At 58.3% G+C, this 16156-nt stretch carries 14 protein-coding genes; 10 read left to right on the top strand and 4 right to left on the bottom strand.

The annotated features are described in order from the left end of the window. Genes AYK65_RS20995 through AYK65_RS20950 form a run of 10 tightly spaced genes read left to right on the top strand, consistent with a single transcriptional unit; the run spans position 1 to position 11362 of the window. A complete protein-coding gene (locus AYK65_RS20995; protein WP_081160397.1) occupies positions 1 to 2460 on the top strand; it encodes a VirB4 family type IV secretion/conjugal transfer ATPase in 2460 nt (819 codons plus the stop codon). Next, positions 2457 to 3545 carry a lytic transglycosylase domain-containing protein gene (locus AYK65_RS20990; protein WP_081160394.1) on the top strand — a complete coding sequence of 363 codons (1089 nt, stop codon included), beginning with the start codon at positions 2457 to 2459 and terminating at the stop codon, positions 3543 to 3545. The genes AYK65_RS20995 and AYK65_RS20990 overlap by 4 nt, the downstream gene beginning before the upstream one ends. Positions 3546 to 3556: 11 nt before the next feature. Continuing rightward, positions 3557 to 4258, top strand: a complete 702-nt coding sequence (locus tag AYK65_RS20985; RefSeq protein WP_081160391.1) for a type IV secretion system protein — start codon at positions 3557 to 3559, stop codon at positions 4256 to 4258. Continuing rightward, positions 4248 to 4475 carry a hypothetical protein gene (locus tag AYK65_RS20980; protein ID WP_081160389.1) on the top strand — a complete coding sequence of 76 codons (228 nt, stop codon included), beginning with the start codon at positions 4248 to 4250 and terminating at the stop codon, positions 4473 to 4475. The genes AYK65_RS20985 and AYK65_RS20980 overlap by 11 nt, the downstream gene beginning before the upstream one ends. Before the next feature lie 15 nt (positions 4476 to 4490). Then, positions 4491 to 5519: a TrbL/VirB6 family protein gene (locus AYK65_RS20975; RefSeq protein WP_081160386.1), complete on the top strand. Its 1029-nt coding sequence runs from the start codon at positions 4491 to 4493 to the stop codon at positions 5517 to 5519. Positions 5520 to 5544: 25 nt separating this feature from the next. Beyond that, entirely contained in the window at positions 5545 to 6240 is a 696-nt protein-coding gene (locus AYK65_RS20970; RefSeq protein WP_081160384.1) for a VirB8 family type IV secretion system protein, read from the top strand. Beyond that, positions 6237 to 7046 (top strand): TrbG/VirB9 family P-type conjugative transfer protein, encoded by an 810-nt coding sequence (locus AYK65_RS20965; RefSeq protein ID WP_081160381.1) that lies wholly within the window; start codon positions 6237 to 6239, stop codon positions 7044 to 7046. Before AYK65_RS20970 ends, AYK65_RS20965 begins: the two co-directional genes overlap by 4 nt. Then, positions 7046 to 8257, top strand: coding sequence for a type IV secretion system protein VirB10 (gene virB10 / locus AYK65_RS20960; protein WP_081160379.1), 1212 nt, complete (start codon positions 7046 to 7048; stop codon positions 8255 to 8257). The genes AYK65_RS20965 and virB10 overlap by 1 nt, the downstream gene beginning before the upstream one ends. Further along, positions 8238 to 9266: a P-type DNA transfer ATPase VirB11 gene (gene virB11 / locus AYK65_RS20955; RefSeq protein ID WP_081160377.1), complete on the top strand. Its 1029-nt coding sequence runs from the start codon at positions 8238 to 8240 to the stop codon at positions 9264 to 9266. Before virB10 ends, virB11 begins: the two co-directional genes overlap by 20 nt. Next, a complete protein-coding gene (locus tag AYK65_RS20950; protein WP_081160374.1) occupies positions 9263 to 11362 on the top strand; it encodes a type IV secretory system conjugative DNA transfer family protein in 2100 nt (699 codons plus the stop codon). Before virB11 ends, AYK65_RS20950 begins: the two co-directional genes overlap by 4 nt. A 573-nt stretch (positions 11363 to 11935) precedes the next feature. Here AYK65_RS20950 and AYK65_RS20940 read toward each other — a convergent pair. The 4 genes from AYK65_RS20940 to AYK65_RS20925 form a co-directional block, all read right to left on the bottom strand. Continuing rightward, complete coding sequence (locus tag AYK65_RS20940; RefSeq protein WP_081160369.1) at positions 11936 to 12937, bottom strand: ABC transporter substrate-binding protein; 1002 nt, start codon at positions 12935 to 12937, stop codon at positions 11936 to 11938. A gap of 197 nt (positions 12938 to 13134) precedes the next feature. Beyond that, positions 13135 to 14604, bottom strand: coding sequence for a betaine-aldehyde dehydrogenase (betB, locus tag AYK65_RS20935; RefSeq protein ID WP_081160366.1), 1470 nt, complete (start codon positions 14602 to 14604; stop codon positions 13135 to 13137). An 18-nt stretch (positions 14605 to 14622) separates the two neighbouring features. Then, positions 14623 to 14976 carry a Rieske (2Fe-2S) protein gene (locus AYK65_RS20930; protein ID WP_010967915.1) on the bottom strand — a complete coding sequence of 118 codons (354 nt, stop codon included), beginning with the start codon at positions 14974 to 14976 and terminating at the stop codon, positions 14623 to 14625. Between the two features lie 11 nt (positions 14977 to 14987). Continuing rightward, positions 14988 to 16070, bottom strand: coding sequence for an amidohydrolase family protein (locus AYK65_RS20925; RefSeq protein ID WP_081160364.1), 1083 nt, complete (start codon positions 16068 to 16070; stop codon positions 14988 to 14990). Positions 16071 to 16156 lie beyond the last annotated feature (86 nt).

Genomic DNA, 16156 nt, shown 5'->3' with positions numbered 1-16156 from the left:
ATGCTGAAAGTCGTCAAAGAAGAGCTTGGATTCGGCCCGGTCGCCAGCAATGAGCGGCCCATGTCGACTCATATTCCGTATCTCCGACATGTCTCCGATACAGTGATCGGGCTGGAAAACGGATCGCTTCTAAGCGTCATCAAACTCAATGGACTGTTCTTCCAGACGGAGGACCAGGCTGAGCTCAACATGCGGTCGGTCGTCCAGAACACGATGATCCGTGCCTTGGGGTCGAGCCGATATTCTCTTTGGTCGACCGTGATCCGGAGAGAGGTCGAAACGCAGATCGGTGGCGCGTTCGACGAACCATTCTGCGACCTGTTGAACAAGCGCTACATGGGGCAACTGCGCCACAAGCGCATGTTTACGAACGAAATATACTTGACGGTCGTGCGGTCTGGGATGCGGGGCGCCCTCGGCATTGGCGACTCGTTAAAGAGGCTCTTTGACAAGGCAAACAGGGACGCTCGGGTCCAGCAAACGCGCGAAGATGTTACGGAGCTCGAGGAGCTGATCGGCAACATCGCCCGCGATCTGCACAAGTATGGAGCCCGGGCGCTCGGAATTACCTATCGTCGCAGGAATGACGACCAGGCCAAGATTGAAGGGCGTGATGAGAAGGGGAAAGGCGAGCCCTACTCCGAACCCTGCGAGTTCTTCAACGCGATCCTGAGCTGCGGTGTGCCGCGCAAGATGCGCCTACCGCGCATGGGCATTCGCAATTATGTCGGAACGTCGCGACTGCATTTCAGCACGCGGACGATGCAGGCTCAAGCGGCTGTCGATGAAGACACCCGCTTTGGAGCGCTGCTGTCCATCAAGGAGTATCCGCCTTTCACCGGGCCGGGCATGCTGGACGGCCTGCTGCAGGTAAACCACGAATTCATTCTGACGCAGTCCTTCACCATCGCCGACAAGCCGATCGCCCAAGAACGAATTAGTCGGTTGCAGAGGCAGATCAGAGCCTCGGACGAGGCCGGCAGCTCAGTCGAACAGGATATCGACTATGCGCTCAATAGCCTGATGAACCAAGAGGCCGTCTTCGGCTTCCACCATCTTTCGCTCCTATGCCTCTCCCGCGATCTCCCGGGCCTTAGCCGCACCGTTTCCGAACTCGGTGCTTGCCTCACCGACATGAATCTCACCTGGCTTCGCGAGGATCTGAACCTCGAAGCGGGATTTTGGGCGCAACTGCCGGGCAATCACAGCTACATTGCTCGCAAAGCGATGTTGTCGAGCGCGAATTTTTCCGGCCTGTCCTCCATGCACAATTTCGCGACGGGCCAGGCCGATCGCACTCATTGGGGACTGCCGATCACGATCCTCGAAACCACGTCGCAGACGCCATACTGGTTCAACTTCCATCGCCGCGACATCGGGCACTTCCTCGTCACGGGACCAACCGGCTCCGGTAAAACGGTCGCTTTGACCTTCCTGCTCGCACAGGCGATGCGCGTTTCACCGACGCCGAAAGGCGTGTTCTTCGACAAGGATCGCGGCGCGGAAATCTTCGTAAGGGCGATTGGCGGTTCATATGAGGTGCTGTCACCGGGAACGCCGACCGGCTTTAACCCGCTGCAGCTCGAAAATACCGGCCCAAACCGCGAATTTCTCCTTCGCCTCCTGAAGGCAATGCTGCGCTCCGGTGATCGCAGTGACTTCACTCAGGAAGACGAGGATACGCTTGAGCGGGCGATCGTCCGCCTGATGCAGGAACCTGCGGCGGAACGGAACCTAGCGAACCTGGCCGCCCTGCTTGTGGGTCGGTCGCGGGCGGATGCCAATGACCTTCACTCTCGCCTTCGTCCTTGGATCGAAGGTGAAAAGGCGTGGCTCTTCAACGCTCAGCACGACGTCCTCTCTTTCTCGGGTCGCAGCGTCTTTGGGTTCGACATGACGAACATCCTCGGCAACGAGGAGCTCCGCACGCCGGCGCTGATGTACCTCTATCATCGCCTCGACGAGCTGCTCGACGGAAACCCCGTCATGTTCTTCATGGACGAGGGCTGGCAGCTTCTTATGGACGAGACCTTTTCGGCGTTCATCGTCGACAAGATGAAAACCATCCGCAAGCTCAACGGCATTGTTGGCTTCGGCACCCAGTCCGCGGCGGATATCGCCAAGGCAAAAGCCTCGCATACGCTGATCGAGCAGTCGGCGACGAACATTCACTTTCCGAACCCGCGGGCCGACGAAGAGAGCTACATCAAGCGCTTTGGCCTGACGGTGAAAGAATTCAACTTCATCAAGAACACTCCGCCCGAAAAGCGAACTTTCCTGATCAAGCACGGCAATGACTCGGTCATCGCTCGGCTGGATCTTTCCGCCATGCCCGATCTCGTGAAGGTGCTTTCCGGCCGCAAGGAGACCGTCGAGGAGTGCGCGGCACTTCGGGAACAATATGGCGACGAGCCTGAAAATTGGCTGGCTGAATTCTGCGGATGGGAGAAGGCAGAATGAGGATGAGTCCTGCTTTGTGGGTGATTTCTGCGCTGTGGCTTGGTGCCTCCGGAACGGCGCACTCTCAGGTGCCGGTGCTTGACGGCAAGGTGCTCGAGACCGACACCAAACGCGACCAGACGACGACGGAAATCGAAAAGACGGATAGCGACCGTTATACGGTCAGCAAGAGCGTGACCTGCTCGATGTATCGTCCAGGTCGCAGCGGTGACGCCGCTTCCGCTGCAACGGCCAACCCGGAAATCACCGGCCTTGTAAAGCGAGTGGCCCAGGAAGAAGGCGTCGACGAAAGCCTCTTCATGGCGCTCGTCTATCAGGAAAGCCGGTTCAATCCGTGTGCGAAATCGCCGGTCGGCGCCATTGGGCTTTCTCAGCTCATGCCGGGTACGGCAAAGGATCTGGGGGTCAATCCTTATGACATGGAAGACAATCTTCGTGGCGGCGCGCGCTATCTGAAACAACAGCTCCGGCGCTTCAACGGCAACACCAATCTCGCGCTGGCCGCCTATAACGCGGGTCCTGGTAACGTCCAGAAGTGGGGCGGAATCCCACCTTTCAAGGAAACGCAGGGGTATGTGGCGAATATCACCCAAAAGTGGCTTCCTGCTTTTGGCGGCTCCGACGTCGCGAATATTCCTGCGAACTATGGCGGCGGTTCTACAGCCTTCACCGGCATGCGGGATTCCACCATCAACTCAATGGCGACATCCCAAGCGATTGGGGAAAGCAGCGGAAACGTTGCCTCTTGGCTGCAGCAGTTGGGCGCAATGTCCAGCGGGACGATCCAAGACAGTTGGGATCACAATTCCGGCGCGCGTAATGCCAATCTCGAAATGATGAACCAGGTCATCCGCCTCGGCACGACGATGGCGGACCTTATGAATTCTCGTAGTGCGGTCGATGTCGGCAATCTTTCCGGCGCATCGCGCACGAGCGACTTCAAGAATGATGACGACGACGCGGATCGCGAAACGACCGGTGTTTGCGATCCTCGCGAGGGGCTTGAATGGAGCCCGACAGAAAAGGCTTGCGTCCAGAAGCGGGAGCGCGAAGCCAAGGTAGATCTGATGTTGACCGCTCAATGAGGAGAACTGCCATGAAACGTTTGATTTTAACGGCGTGCTCGGTGGCCCTTGCGTCCGCAGCTTCCGCGCAAGTCCCGGTCATCGACGCTGCAAATCTTGAGATTGCGCAGAGAACGTCGAAAACCACCGATGACATCCTCGGCACCAACAAGGAAGTCCTGAAAACGGTCCAGGACACTCTTGAGGCGGTGACCGGCGATCGCGGTAGCGACGCCAACCAGATGCAAAACCTTGCGGTCGGCAATGGCTTCAGCGTCTCCCAAATGCCGTCCTTCGACAGCCTGATGTCGGGCGGCGTTCCCAACTTCGGCGGCATGGGCGGCGATGTTGCCAAGGTGGCAACGAACTTCATCAATGGCCTGCAATTGGTGAAGAACCTGTCGGGCCAGGCAGGCAGCTCATTTTCGGGCGACAAGTCTTACGAAGAGATGGTGAACACCGTTCTCGGTGTCGCAGCGCTCGTTACCGGGTCGCAGCAGGCAGTCCAAACGCGCCGCACCTCATTCGAGCAGGCGGGTGCAAACATCGGCCAGGCCAAGGACATCAAGGGCTCGATCGATCAGAACACACAGCTTCAGGTGCAAGCTGGCCTGACGATCAACGAGCTGATCGGCGTCATGAACGGCGCCGTGTCTTCGCTCCAGGCCGATAACCAGCGGCGCCTGACGGACATTTCCAACTCGAAGAAGGCGCTCTCCTACAGTGACCAGTAAAATCACCATGACGGCAAAGGTTCTGTCTTCAGTCCTGATCGCGGCCGGCCTGGCCGGCTGCGGTACCGCGGCGAAGGAGAAGACCGCCCCCTGCAAGAGACCTGCCAACCTGACGTCTTACGCGCCGGATCCTCGCCAGGAATGCGGACCGATGATGAGCGTCAATGGTGATGCAGCGGCCGCCCTGGCGGCAATCGAGGCAATCGCGGCTGAATAAGGACAATTTGCAACGATGCACGATTTCTTGGGCGATCTGCTCGACAGAATTGAACAGACAGGCGCGGATTTCTCTGAGGAAGCTTATGGGATTGTCGGCGATGAGATCGTGCCGCTGCTCACCATCATGTTCATCGCATATGTGGGCTACTACGGCCTCCAGCTTTTCATGGGAACGGCCCGCGTCAGCGTCAGCGAGATCATTGGTCGCGTCGCCCGGATGTTGATCATTCTGGCGCTGGTCAGAGAGTGGGACTACTTCAACAATCTTTTCTATTCCTGGCTGAATAACACGCCAGAGGACGTCGGCCGGGCGATCCTTACCGCCACCGGGACAGGCATCACAGAGCCGACAAACGGCCTTTCGATGATCTGGAAAACGGCCAATGAGGCTGCTTCTGCCTTCGCAGAACAGTCTGGTTATTTTGCGGTGCTGCCGTCCATGATCGGTTTTTTGATCATGTTTGCAGTGGCCGTCTTCATTGCAGTGGCTCTGGCGATCCTGCTCCTTGCCAAGGTGATGATGTGGGTGCTGATCGGGACCGCACCGATCTTCATTGGCTGCATGCTCTTCGAACCGACGAGGGGCATGGGCGTCGCCTGGTTCCAGCAGGTGCTGATGTATGCGCTAATCCCACTATTCGTCTACGTCGTGGCTGCATTCCTGATCTCAGCCATGGACCCGGAACTGACAAAGGTCACGAGCGCTGCAAACCAACGGGAACTTCAGCTTAGCGACATTTCCGCTTTCCTGCTCCTGTGCGCCGCAGGCGCATTTGTCCTCTTCAACATTCAGGTTCTCGCGCAGGGCATTACCGGTGGCGTGGCCGTCGGCATTGGCAATGCAGCGCGCGCGGTTGGCCGATGGACAGGCGTATCGGCACCAATATCCGCCCTGTCAGGCGGACAACGTCTGGCGGGGTCAATTGGCAACGCCGGAATGCAAGCCAGGGCACGCACGCAGGAAGGCGTGAGAACCAACATTCGCAACGCCGCTGCTGAGGCGATGCAGAACCGCATTAGCAGCAACAGCATGCCTCGCTGAGGCGCGAAATCAAGGGCTAGAACGAATGGCAGAAACGAATGACGCAGCTCTTCGGAGCTACTTTCAGGACGGTGATCGCTGGGAACAGGAGATCGTCAAAAAAGCCAAGCGATCGCGCTCGCTCGCATGGTTCGTCACAATGATTTTCGGCGCGATTACCCTGCTGTCGCTAACGGCATTGGTGATGCTCGTTCCGCTGAAGAGCTTTGAGCCGTACATCGTCGAGGTTGATAAGAACACCGGCTATATGGAGGTGAAGACCGGCCTAACCAGGTCTTCCAAACTGACCGATCAACAGGCGGTCACTCAAGCGAACGTCGTGCGCTATATCCGATCTCGCGAAGGCTACGACCCCTTCGCGATTGAGCAGAATTTCGGCATCGCCGCCCTGCTCTCTACTGACGATGCGGCCCGCGAGCTGCAGGAGCTTTACAGTGCGGCAAATCCCAACAATCCCGCAAAGGTCCTCGGCAAGAACAAGAAGGTAACCGTCGACATCAAGTCCGTCACCTTCTCCAATGCGAGCACGGCCTTGGTCCGGTTTTCGACAACCGAAAAATCGGACACGGATTCGATCGTCCGTCACTACATTTCGGTCGTTCGCTATCGCTATACGGACACGCCGGCGACCAATGAATGGCGCTTCGAGAACCCCTTGGGCTTCCAGGTCTACAACTACCGTCGCGATCAAGAAACGGTTACGCCTGGAGGTGAAGAATGATCAAACTCCTCCTGCTTTCCGCGGCCTGCGCAGCCGCGATGATGACTCACGCCCATGCTGCGCAGGCACCTCGCCCGGGCAGCCTCGATTCGCGCGTGACCAGCGTCGTCTATCAGTCCAATAACGTGGTGAAGGTCTCTGCCACCTACGGCATCTCCACAATGATCATCTTTGACGAGGACGAAACGTTCGAAACGATCTCGCTTGGCGACACCGACAGTTGGCAGGTTGCCCCTTCCGAGAAGGGCAACATTCTGTTCGTGAAGCCGATCGCAAAGAACGTCGCCACCAACATGAATGTTGTGACCAGCAAGAGGATCTATTTCCTCGAGCTCAACGACCATGCTCCGTCCGATGGCAAGCAGGTGTTCGGGATCCGTTTCGTCTATCCCGAGAAGGATCTAAATGGCGCGCTCCGCAAGGAGGCTGAGTACCGGGCGGCCTACCCGAACATGTCGAATGTCGATAAGGCTAACGTCAACATAGACTATTCGTTTTCCGGTGATCCGGCGTTGAAGCCTTTGGTGATCTTCGACGACGGGAAAAAGACCTTCTTCAAGTTCGGCAGCCGGGTGCCGGCGATTTTTGCCGTCCAGGCCGACTTTTCCGAGACGCTGCGCAATTTCCGAAAGGAGGGCGAATACATCGTCGTCGATGGTGTCGCGACGCAATACACGCTGCGCGAGGGCAATCAGTGGACCTGCATCTTTAACCTTCGCAAGCCCGACTTCGGCGCTCCGGATCCTGCCATTTTCGGTCCAGCTCCTGACACCAAGGCGATGAAACGTAGGAGGAGCGGCAACTAATGAAGCGCAGCCCTGAACTTGAGGCCATGACGGCGGCCGATGAAACTGTCGTCAGCAACAGGAACACTGGACGGAATCAAACCATCGGCATGGCTGCCCTACTTCTGGGGGGCGCTGTCGCTGCCTATTTCGTGCTTGCCACGGCAGGAGAAAAGCCGCGTGACGTCGCGGATAGCGACGAAGAGTTTCAGACCACGACCTTCCGGCCGCCGTCATACGTGCGTGAGCAAGAAGAGCCGAAGCCGGAAATAGAGCCTGCAGTCATAAATCTGCCGCCGCCCCCTGAGCCGGTTCAAGAAACACCAGTTGATACAACCGAGTTCAAGGTTCCTCCCCCGCCGGAGGTGGTTGAATACACGCCCGAGGCGGCGCCTGTCGAAGAGTTTCCCGAACGCTATAGGTCGGGCTTGATCTCGCTTGATCAGAAAGGCAATGGCAACGGCAACGGCGGATTTCCAGGCGAGGACGATTCCGGGCTGAGTGTCGCTGGCGAGGACCGCTACAGCAAGTACCTGGCTGCGGCCTCGAGTCTCGCCGATCGGAGCGCAAAGGCGCGGCAAATCGAACGCATCGACGCCATGATACCGGAAGGAACGTTGATCCCCGGCATCCTCGAGACCGCAATCAACAGCGATCTCCCCGGCCAGATTCGTGCGATCACGTCGCAGGACGTCTATTCCTTTGACGGGCGGCGCGTCCTCATTCCGACTGGAACGCGCGTCATTGGCGAATACCAGTCCGAGATCACCCGCGGGCAAAAACGGATTTTTGTTATCTGGACCCGGCTCATTCGCGACGATGGCGTGTCGGTGCGCCTCAACTCCATCGGCACGGATAGCTTGGGGCGCTCGGGCTTGACCGGACATGTCGACAACAAATGGCGCGAGCGGTTCGGCTCCGCAATCATGCTTTCCGTCGTCGGCGCCGGTGCCAGCTTCCTGACCGGCTACGGAAGCGACGAGGCGTTCGGCGACAACAACAGCGAGGCACAACGTGGCGAGGAGCTCGCCCGCGAAACCATCGCCGAGACGTTCTCGGATATGGCGAACCAGGCCTTGAGCGAAAACCTGCGTATTCCTCCCACCATTAGCGTCAGCCAGGGCGAGCGGATCTTTGTCTACGTACGCCAGGACCTCGATTTCAGTGCCATGTATGACGACCCGGTCACCGAAGCGATGAAGGAGATTCAACGTGAACGTCGCCGCAGGTAAGGCCACTACGATCAAGCGCGACCCCCATTATTTCCTCAACCGCGCTCTCGAACCGATCAGGGAATTTATCGACGATCCGAGGGTGGTGGAAATCGCCGTCAACAAACCGGGCCATGTCTATGTGGAGCGGTTTGGCGCCGATTACATGGAGCATCATCTAATCGACGCCCTGACGGGTGATGAAATCCAGAACATCGGCGAGCGTGTTGCGGCTGCTACGAACCAGTTCATCAGCCGCTCGAGGCCGATCCTCAGCGCCGCGCTTCCGACCGGCGAGCGTATCCAGATCGTCTTGCCGCCGGCGGCACCCGAAGGTGGTTCGATCTCGATCCGCAAGCAGGTGGTCAATAACTTCACGCTCGAGGAGTATCGCGACAACGGTTCGCTCGATAAGGTCTCTGTGGCCGTCGGCGGCCTCAGCGACATTGATCGCGAGCTGATAGGGCATCTGCGCGCCAATCGGATCTACGATTTCATCCATACCGCCATCACCAAGCGGGTCTCTATCCTTATCAGTGGCGGCACTTCCTCCGGCAAAACGACCTTCCTTAATGCCTGCCTGAAGAGCGTCGATCCGCATGAGCGGATCATCACGCTCGAGGACACGCGAGAGCTCTTCCCACCGCAAGCAAATGCCGTTCATCTGATCGCGTCGAAGGGCGACCAGGGTACAGCGGACGTGACCATTCAAAGCCTGCTCGAGTCATCCCTACGCATGCGGCCGGATCGCCTGTTCGTCGGTGAAATTCGGGGCGCAGAGGCTTTTTCCTTCCTCCGGGCAATCAACACCGGCCATCCCGGCAGCATGTCGACGGTTCACGCCGATACGCCGATGGGTGCTTATGAACAGCTCGCCATGATGATGCAGCAAGCCGGTATGTCGGCGGGTTTTTCGAAGCAGGATCTGATGTCCTATATCCAGATGGTCATCCCGATCGTCATCCAGCTCCGCCGTGAAGGCGGCAAGCGCGGGGTCTCTGAGATCTTCTTCGCCCGGGATGAGTCATGACGAAGCAGCTCCAGGCTTTCTACCTGCTCTTTTGCGTCGGGATAGCGTTCGTTGTCTGGATGCTCGGGTACGGCCTGGGGCTTCAGCTCTTCTACAAGGACGGTCGGATCCTCGAAACGACGATCACGAGCAATCCTTTCGCTCCGATTCAACAGTTCTGGCATTACAAAACGAGCCCGGCCCTGCAGAAGGTCGCGCTTGGTTCGATGCTGCCGGCGCTGCTGGTTGCCGGCCTCATTGCATATATCGGACTGAAGCCGACGAGCAGCCCGTTGGGGGATGCCGCGTTTCAGGACATGGCATCGCTACGGCGCGGGAAGTGGTTCCGCAAACAGGGACACATTTTCGGCCGGGTCGGGCGGAACATACTCCGCACCAGGGACGATCGGCATCATCTGATCATTGGCCCGACACGCTCCGGTAAAGGCGCGGGCTATGTGATCCCCAATGCGCTGATGCACGAAGGCTCGATGATCGTCACCGACCTTAAGGGCGAAGTGTTCAAGGCGACGGCGGGTTACCGCCGGCAGAACGGCAGCCAGGTCTTCCTATTCGCGCCCGGCTCCGAAAAGACCAGCCGCTATAACCCGCTGGACTTTATCCGGCCGGAGCGCGGCAATCGCACGACCGACATTCAAAACATCGCCAGCATTCTTGTGCCCGAGAACACGGAATCAGAAAATTCCGTCTGGCAAGCGACCGCGCAACAGGTCCTTGCCGGCGCGATCAGCTACATCACGGAAAGCCCCTTCTACAAAGACCGGCGCAACCTCGCCGAGGTCAATTCCTTTTTTAACAGCGGCGTCGATCTCCAGGCGCTCATGAAATACATCAAGGGAAAAGAGCCCTATCTTTCGAAGTTCACCGTCGAGAGCTTCAACTCCTACATCGCCCTGTCGGAACGCGCCGCCGCGTCTGCTCTCTTGGACATTCAAAAGGCAATGCGGCCTTTCAAGAACGAGAGGATTGTTGCCGCGACCAATGTCACGGACATGGATCTTCGCGCAATGAAGCGCCGGCCGATCTCGATCTACCTGGCGCCGAACATCACCGACATCACCCTGCTGCGCCCTCTCCTCACCCTGTTCGTGCAGCAGGTAATGGATATCCTCACGCTCGAGCACGATCCAAATTCCCTCCCCGTCTACTTCCTGCTTGACGAGTTCCGGCAGTTGAAGCGGATGGACGAGATCATGACCAAGCTGCCCTATGTGGCTGGCTATAAGATCAAGCTCGCCTTCATCATCCAGGATCTGAAGAACCTCGACGAGATTTACGGCGAAACCTCCCGGCATTCGTTGCTCGGCAATTGTGGCTACCAACTTGTCCTCGGCGCCAACGACCAGGCCACAGCCGAGTACGCGTCCCGCGCGCTCGGAAAACGCACGATCCGCTACCAGTCGGAATCCCGCACGATCGAACTTATGGGCCTGCCCCGCCGCACGAAGGTAGAGCAGATTCGCGAGCGCGATCTGATGATGCCGCAGGAAGTCCGGCAAATGCCGGAGAACAAGATGATCCTGCTCATCGAAGGACAACGGCCGATCTTTGGTGAAAAGCTTCGCTTCTTCCAAACGCAGCCCTTCAAATCAGCCGAGGCGTTTTCCCAGGCCAACATTCCGCAAGTGCCGGAAGTCGATTATCTGTCACCGAAGCCCGTGCCGGCGACAACTCCGGAATATGCCAAGGGGGGAGATGCTCCAGTCGAAATTCCCTCGCCGGCGCCGGCGAAAGAGGAGAAGCCTTTGACGGCCGCCGCGGCGCAGGCGACTCCGGTCAAGGCAGAACCTGCGGCAGACGCGAAAGCTGCAGCACCTGCAAAACGCACCGTCAATAAAAAGGCGCTGCGCCCGAAGCCCAAGGCGACTGCTACAAAAACGGGTAGTGCGGAAGCATCTGCAAGCCTCGATGCAATGGAAGCCCGGATAAAGGCCATCGAGGAGGGCCTCAAACCAAAGGCCGCGCAGCTCAAGGAAGTGGTCGAGACGAAAGCTGAGAAGCTTGGCGCCAAGTCCCCGACCAAGCGCGGCAACATCATGGACATCTTCAGCGCAACCGTGCCTGATCCCGTCGAAGTTGGCGTTGCGGCCGAATAGCTTGCGGAGACCGCTGCCGACCCAACAGCGACAGTAGGAACCGGAATTATCGACCCAAGGCGGTCATTCGCAGCGCAGGCCTGGAATTTCCGGTGTTGCCCGAATAGTGGGCATTTCTTATTCCTCTCATCAGGTCAGAATCGAATACGGCCGTGGAGCCGTCGGAATACCGAACTTCCCCGAACGGCCCTTCAACCACAGTCCAATGTGAATGCCGGATGGGGCGGCGTAGCAGTGGCGCAGATTCCCTTAATCCATTATGCGACTTGGCGATGCAGCGCCGGAGGGAGTTCAGGAAGCCTGCGTGCGCCTGCCTGCGTCCTCTCACCGACGGTAGAGGCCCCGCTCTCCGCCGGCTCGCCGCGGCACCCTTCTTCGGTTTCGTCCGAGTTCGCGTATCCGGTTCAAAGCAACTTCTTCGCCACCGTGGCTATCGGCCTTCTGTTGCAATCCGCCTTCCAAGTGTTTGGATAACGCTGCTGCAGTTTCGGTCGTCGTTGCGGTCGGCCCGGTCTAGACACTGACAAAGAGGGTAATCCGCCGACGACCGCCGGCGGATCGTAGTTTTGCGAGTTAGAGTGACGATTTCACCTTCTCCGCGACTTCGGAAGAAAGCCACTTTGTCCAAATCTCGGGGTTGTTCTCCAGGAAGTATCTTGCAGCATCCTCGCCCGTCGCCTGGTTATCGGTCATCCAGGCGAGAAGGCTGTTCAGCGTTGCGTTGTCCCAGCGCCGCGCCTTGAGGTAATCCATCGCCGCACCGGCACGTTCGGCAAAGTTGCGGGTGACGAGCGTCTCCACCTTGTCGATGGGCCAATCATTTACTTTGGGGTCTTCGCAATCAACCACAATGTTGCAACGCTTCCATTCCGCGGCATCGTGTGGTGCGTCAAAATCGAGCTTGACCATTGGATATTTGCCGAGCAACGAAGTGGGTGACCAGTAATAGCCGAACCAGCCGATCTTGCGTTCGTAGTTCTTGGCGATGGAACCGTCCAAACCCGCCGCCGAACCAGGATCGACCAGCACGAAGCCTTTCGCGTCGCCCTCGTAAGCCTTGTAAAGCTGGCTGGTTGTAGTCGATGCGCCCCAGCCCGACGGACCATTGACGACTGCGCCTTTCGAACTGTCCTCCGGGGCCGGGAAAAGTTCCGGATGCTTCAGTGCGTCTGCGACCGTCTTGATCTCCGGATGGGCGTCGGCAATGTACTTTGGAATGTACCATCCCTGAATTCCGCCATCGCTCAGGGCGTTGCCAGCCGATATCAGCTTTCCTTCGGCAACGCCTCTCGAGACAATCTCAGGCAAAGCATTGAGCCACGCCTCCGGCGCAATGTCGGGCACTCCCTTTTCGACCATCGACGTCATGATCGAAACAGTGTCACCAATGGTTATTTCGGCCGAACACCCATATCCGTTTTCGAGGATGATCTTGTCTATATTCGCCAGGACATCGATCGACTGCCAATTCATGTTGGCGATAACGACGTCGCCACATTCCTCTGCGAAAGCAGCCGGTGTCAGGCTGGCAAAGCCAACGGCAAAACAGGTGGATGCGAGCACTCTTCCAAACATTTCTGATTCCCCTTGAACTGCGGCCTCTCCTCGGTTTGACCTCACAGCGTGACCGCAATCGCTGTGGGCGTTAGTAGGGGCTCCGGCGAGCCTCCACCTTCCCCGGGAGACTGCTCAAATGCCAGGCGCCTATGCGCATTCATCAAAATCGTCGGATCGGTCTGAGGTTTCGAACTCCGACCGTGCCGCTTCTGGAGCTAGGTCTGCATGCTGACGAACACAGATTTCAGCTGGGTATAGTGGTCGATCGCGGCACGCCCGTTTTCGCGGCCGATGCCTGATCGCTTAATCCCGCCGAACGCCATGCCGGCGGGCGTCAAGTTGTACGCGTTGATCCACACGGTTCCGGCTTCGAGCTCAGCCGCCAGCCTATGGGCACGAACGAGGTCTCTCGTGAATATGCCCGCCGCCAACCCGAAGTCCGTTGCATTGGCTCTTGAGACGACATCTTCCTCGTCATCGAAGTCCAGGACGGCCATGACCGGACCGAAGACTTCTTCCCGAGCAAGCGTCATCCAATCCGTAACATTCGTGAAGACTACGGGCTCGTGCCAGGCATCCCCTGGTGGAAGCTTGCGCGGAGGCGTCACTTGATATGCTCCCTCAACCTCGGCGCCGGCGACGTAGGCGGCAACCCGGTTGCGATGGTCAGCGCTGACAAGCGGTCCGATGTCGGTCTCCTCGTCCATCGGATTACCAATCTTCAAGGCCGCGACTCGCTCCAGCAAGCGCGCAAGGAACGCTTCCCTAATTCCGCGCTGCAGGAAGACTCGCGTTCCGTTGGAACAGATCTGGCCGGCCGAGTAAAAGTTCCCGAGAATTGCGCCGCTAACGGCTGCCTCAACATCTGCATCGTCGAAGACGATCAGCGCAGACTTTCCACCAAGCTCCATCGTTACTGGCCGGATGTCGGCCATGGCGGCCGAGGCGACCCGTGCGCCCGTCTTGACCGAGCCTGTGAGGGAGACTTTGGCGATCGCCGGATGGGTGGCGAGCTCGGCTCCAACATCACCGGCACCTTGTACGACGTTGAAAACACCAGGAGGCAGCCCCGCTTCAGTCAGAATTTCCGCGAGCCTGAGCGCTGACAATGGGGTTATTTCCGACGGTTTGAATATCAAGGCATTCCCGCAGGCAAGCGCGGGGGCTGCTTTCCAGGCCGCAATCTGGATGGGGTAGTTCCAGGCCCCGATTCCGAGACACACCCCGAGCGGCTCACGCCGGGTGTAGACCCAATTTTCGCCGAACTGGATGCTGTCTCCCGCAAGTGTCGCCGCGATTGCGCCAAAGTACTCGAGGCAATCGGCACCGCTGGCAGCGTCCGCTACCAGGGTTTCAGAAATTGGCTTGCCCGTGTCGAGCGTTTCGAGAACCGACAGTTCCCTGTTTCGCGCCCGCATGATGTCGGCGGCGCGCCTCAGGACGCGACCCCGCTCCGCCGGCTCTTTCCGAGCCCATTCTTTCTGCGCCCGTTTCGCCGAGCCAATTGCCTTCTCGATCATGGTGGAAGTAGCGCCGTGCAACCTGGCAATGATCTCACCATTTACCGGATTGACGGAGAGGATCTCAGGACCGGTTTTATCCTCCATGAAGGTGCCATCGATGAAATGTGAAGCGGCCGGCTGACAGAGCGGCGTCGCCATTTCGCGAGTTTGATAACTTTGCATAGGCGACGCCTTTTATCGCTAAACGTGAACGAAGATGTCTTCGCTTTCGACGGAAACCGGGAATGTGCGGGCTTTGACACGGGGATCGACCAGGAACTCGCCCGTCCGGATATCGAATTCCCATCCGTGCCAAGCGCAACGGACCAACTCACCTGCCCGCTCATAAACGAACTCCGCCTTGTCCGTCTGCTTCGTGGTCCCGCAAACGGGTCCTTGGCAAAGCGCTGCTCCCTTGTGGGGGCACACGTTCAGAAGCGCGTGATATCCGTCCCCAACCCTGAAGATACCAAGCGATAAATTGCCGAGTTTGATGATCTTGGCTGCATCGGCAGGAACCTCCGAGGCCTTGCATGCAAACTGTTTTGAAGCCATTGTCCGTCCCCTTACTCTGCTGCGATCGCGGCCGGACGGGGAATGCGCCGGTAAACGTCGAGCGCGTTCAGGCCGAGTACCTTCTCGCGCCAGGCAGGGGGGATGTGCAGCTTCGTGACGTCGTCATAATCCCAATGCGGATAGTCCGACGCGAACAGCAGTGTGTTTTCCCCGTCCATCGCCTCAAGGGTTGCCCAAAGGTGCTGAACATTTTCCGGCTGCTCGAGAGGTTGGGTCGACATGCGAATGTTCGTTTTGAAATACTCCGACGGCAACCGCTTCAACCAGGGTGTCTCCTTGCGCAGTGCCTTGTAGTTGGCGTCCAGTCTCCATAGCACCGAGGGCACCCATGCCACCCCGCACTCGATGATCACCACCTTGAGGCTCGGCCATTTCTCAAAAACGCCTTGGGCGATCAGCGAAGCCATATGCGTCATGGCGGACTGCGGGAGGATCGCATGGGTTTCCCAGAAGAACGTCGACGGTCCCGCTCCGATAGGCGTCGAGTTCACACCCCCCTGGCCACCGAGATGCATGGCGAACGGCAGCCCCATTTCGGCGCAGGCCTCGTAAATGGGATGGTAGAATGGGTCACCGTAGGGCCGCTGCGCACCATGGCTTACCAGAACCTGGACAATTCGCGGATGTGAGCCGATCCGTCGGATTTCCTCAGCTGCCAGCTTTGGGTCCTGCGGGGCAACAATGATCGACCCCCAGAACCGGCTGTCCTTCGGTAGCCAGTAGTCGATCATGTAGTCGTTGTAAGCCCTACAGAGCGCATTGGCATAATGGGCGTTTGCCAAGGTAGACGCTTCGATCGGCTCGTCGCCGGTCAGAATCGCCACATCGATATTGTATTTATCGAGGTGTTTTTCCTTCATGATCGCGTAATTGTCGTCTTCCTCGACCGGGTTGACGTCATGTCGTGAAAAACCCTCTGGGTGAAACCAGGGGCGGTGGCCGTGCGGAAATGCGCCGCGTGGGCCGGTCTTTTCGCCGCGAACGAACATGTCCTTGAAGAAGCCGTCCATGTACGGCTCCAGGACGGTCGCGCTGCACCAGTAGTTATGACAATCGCAATCGACGATGAACAAGATATTTTCCCTCCCCAAGTGGGTCGAAACTCGATGCGCGTGAATGACGCAGCAACATAGGACAGCAATTCGCCCATTCGATAAAT

Origin of the sequence: Ensifer aridi (assembly GCF_002078505.1) — a bacterium.
Classification (GTDB): Bacteria; Pseudomonadota; Alphaproteobacteria; order Rhizobiales; family Rhizobiaceae; genus Sinorhizobium; species Sinorhizobium aridi.
Note: the sequence above shows the minus strand (reverse complement) of the source record. Positions and strands in the feature narration are given on the sequence as shown.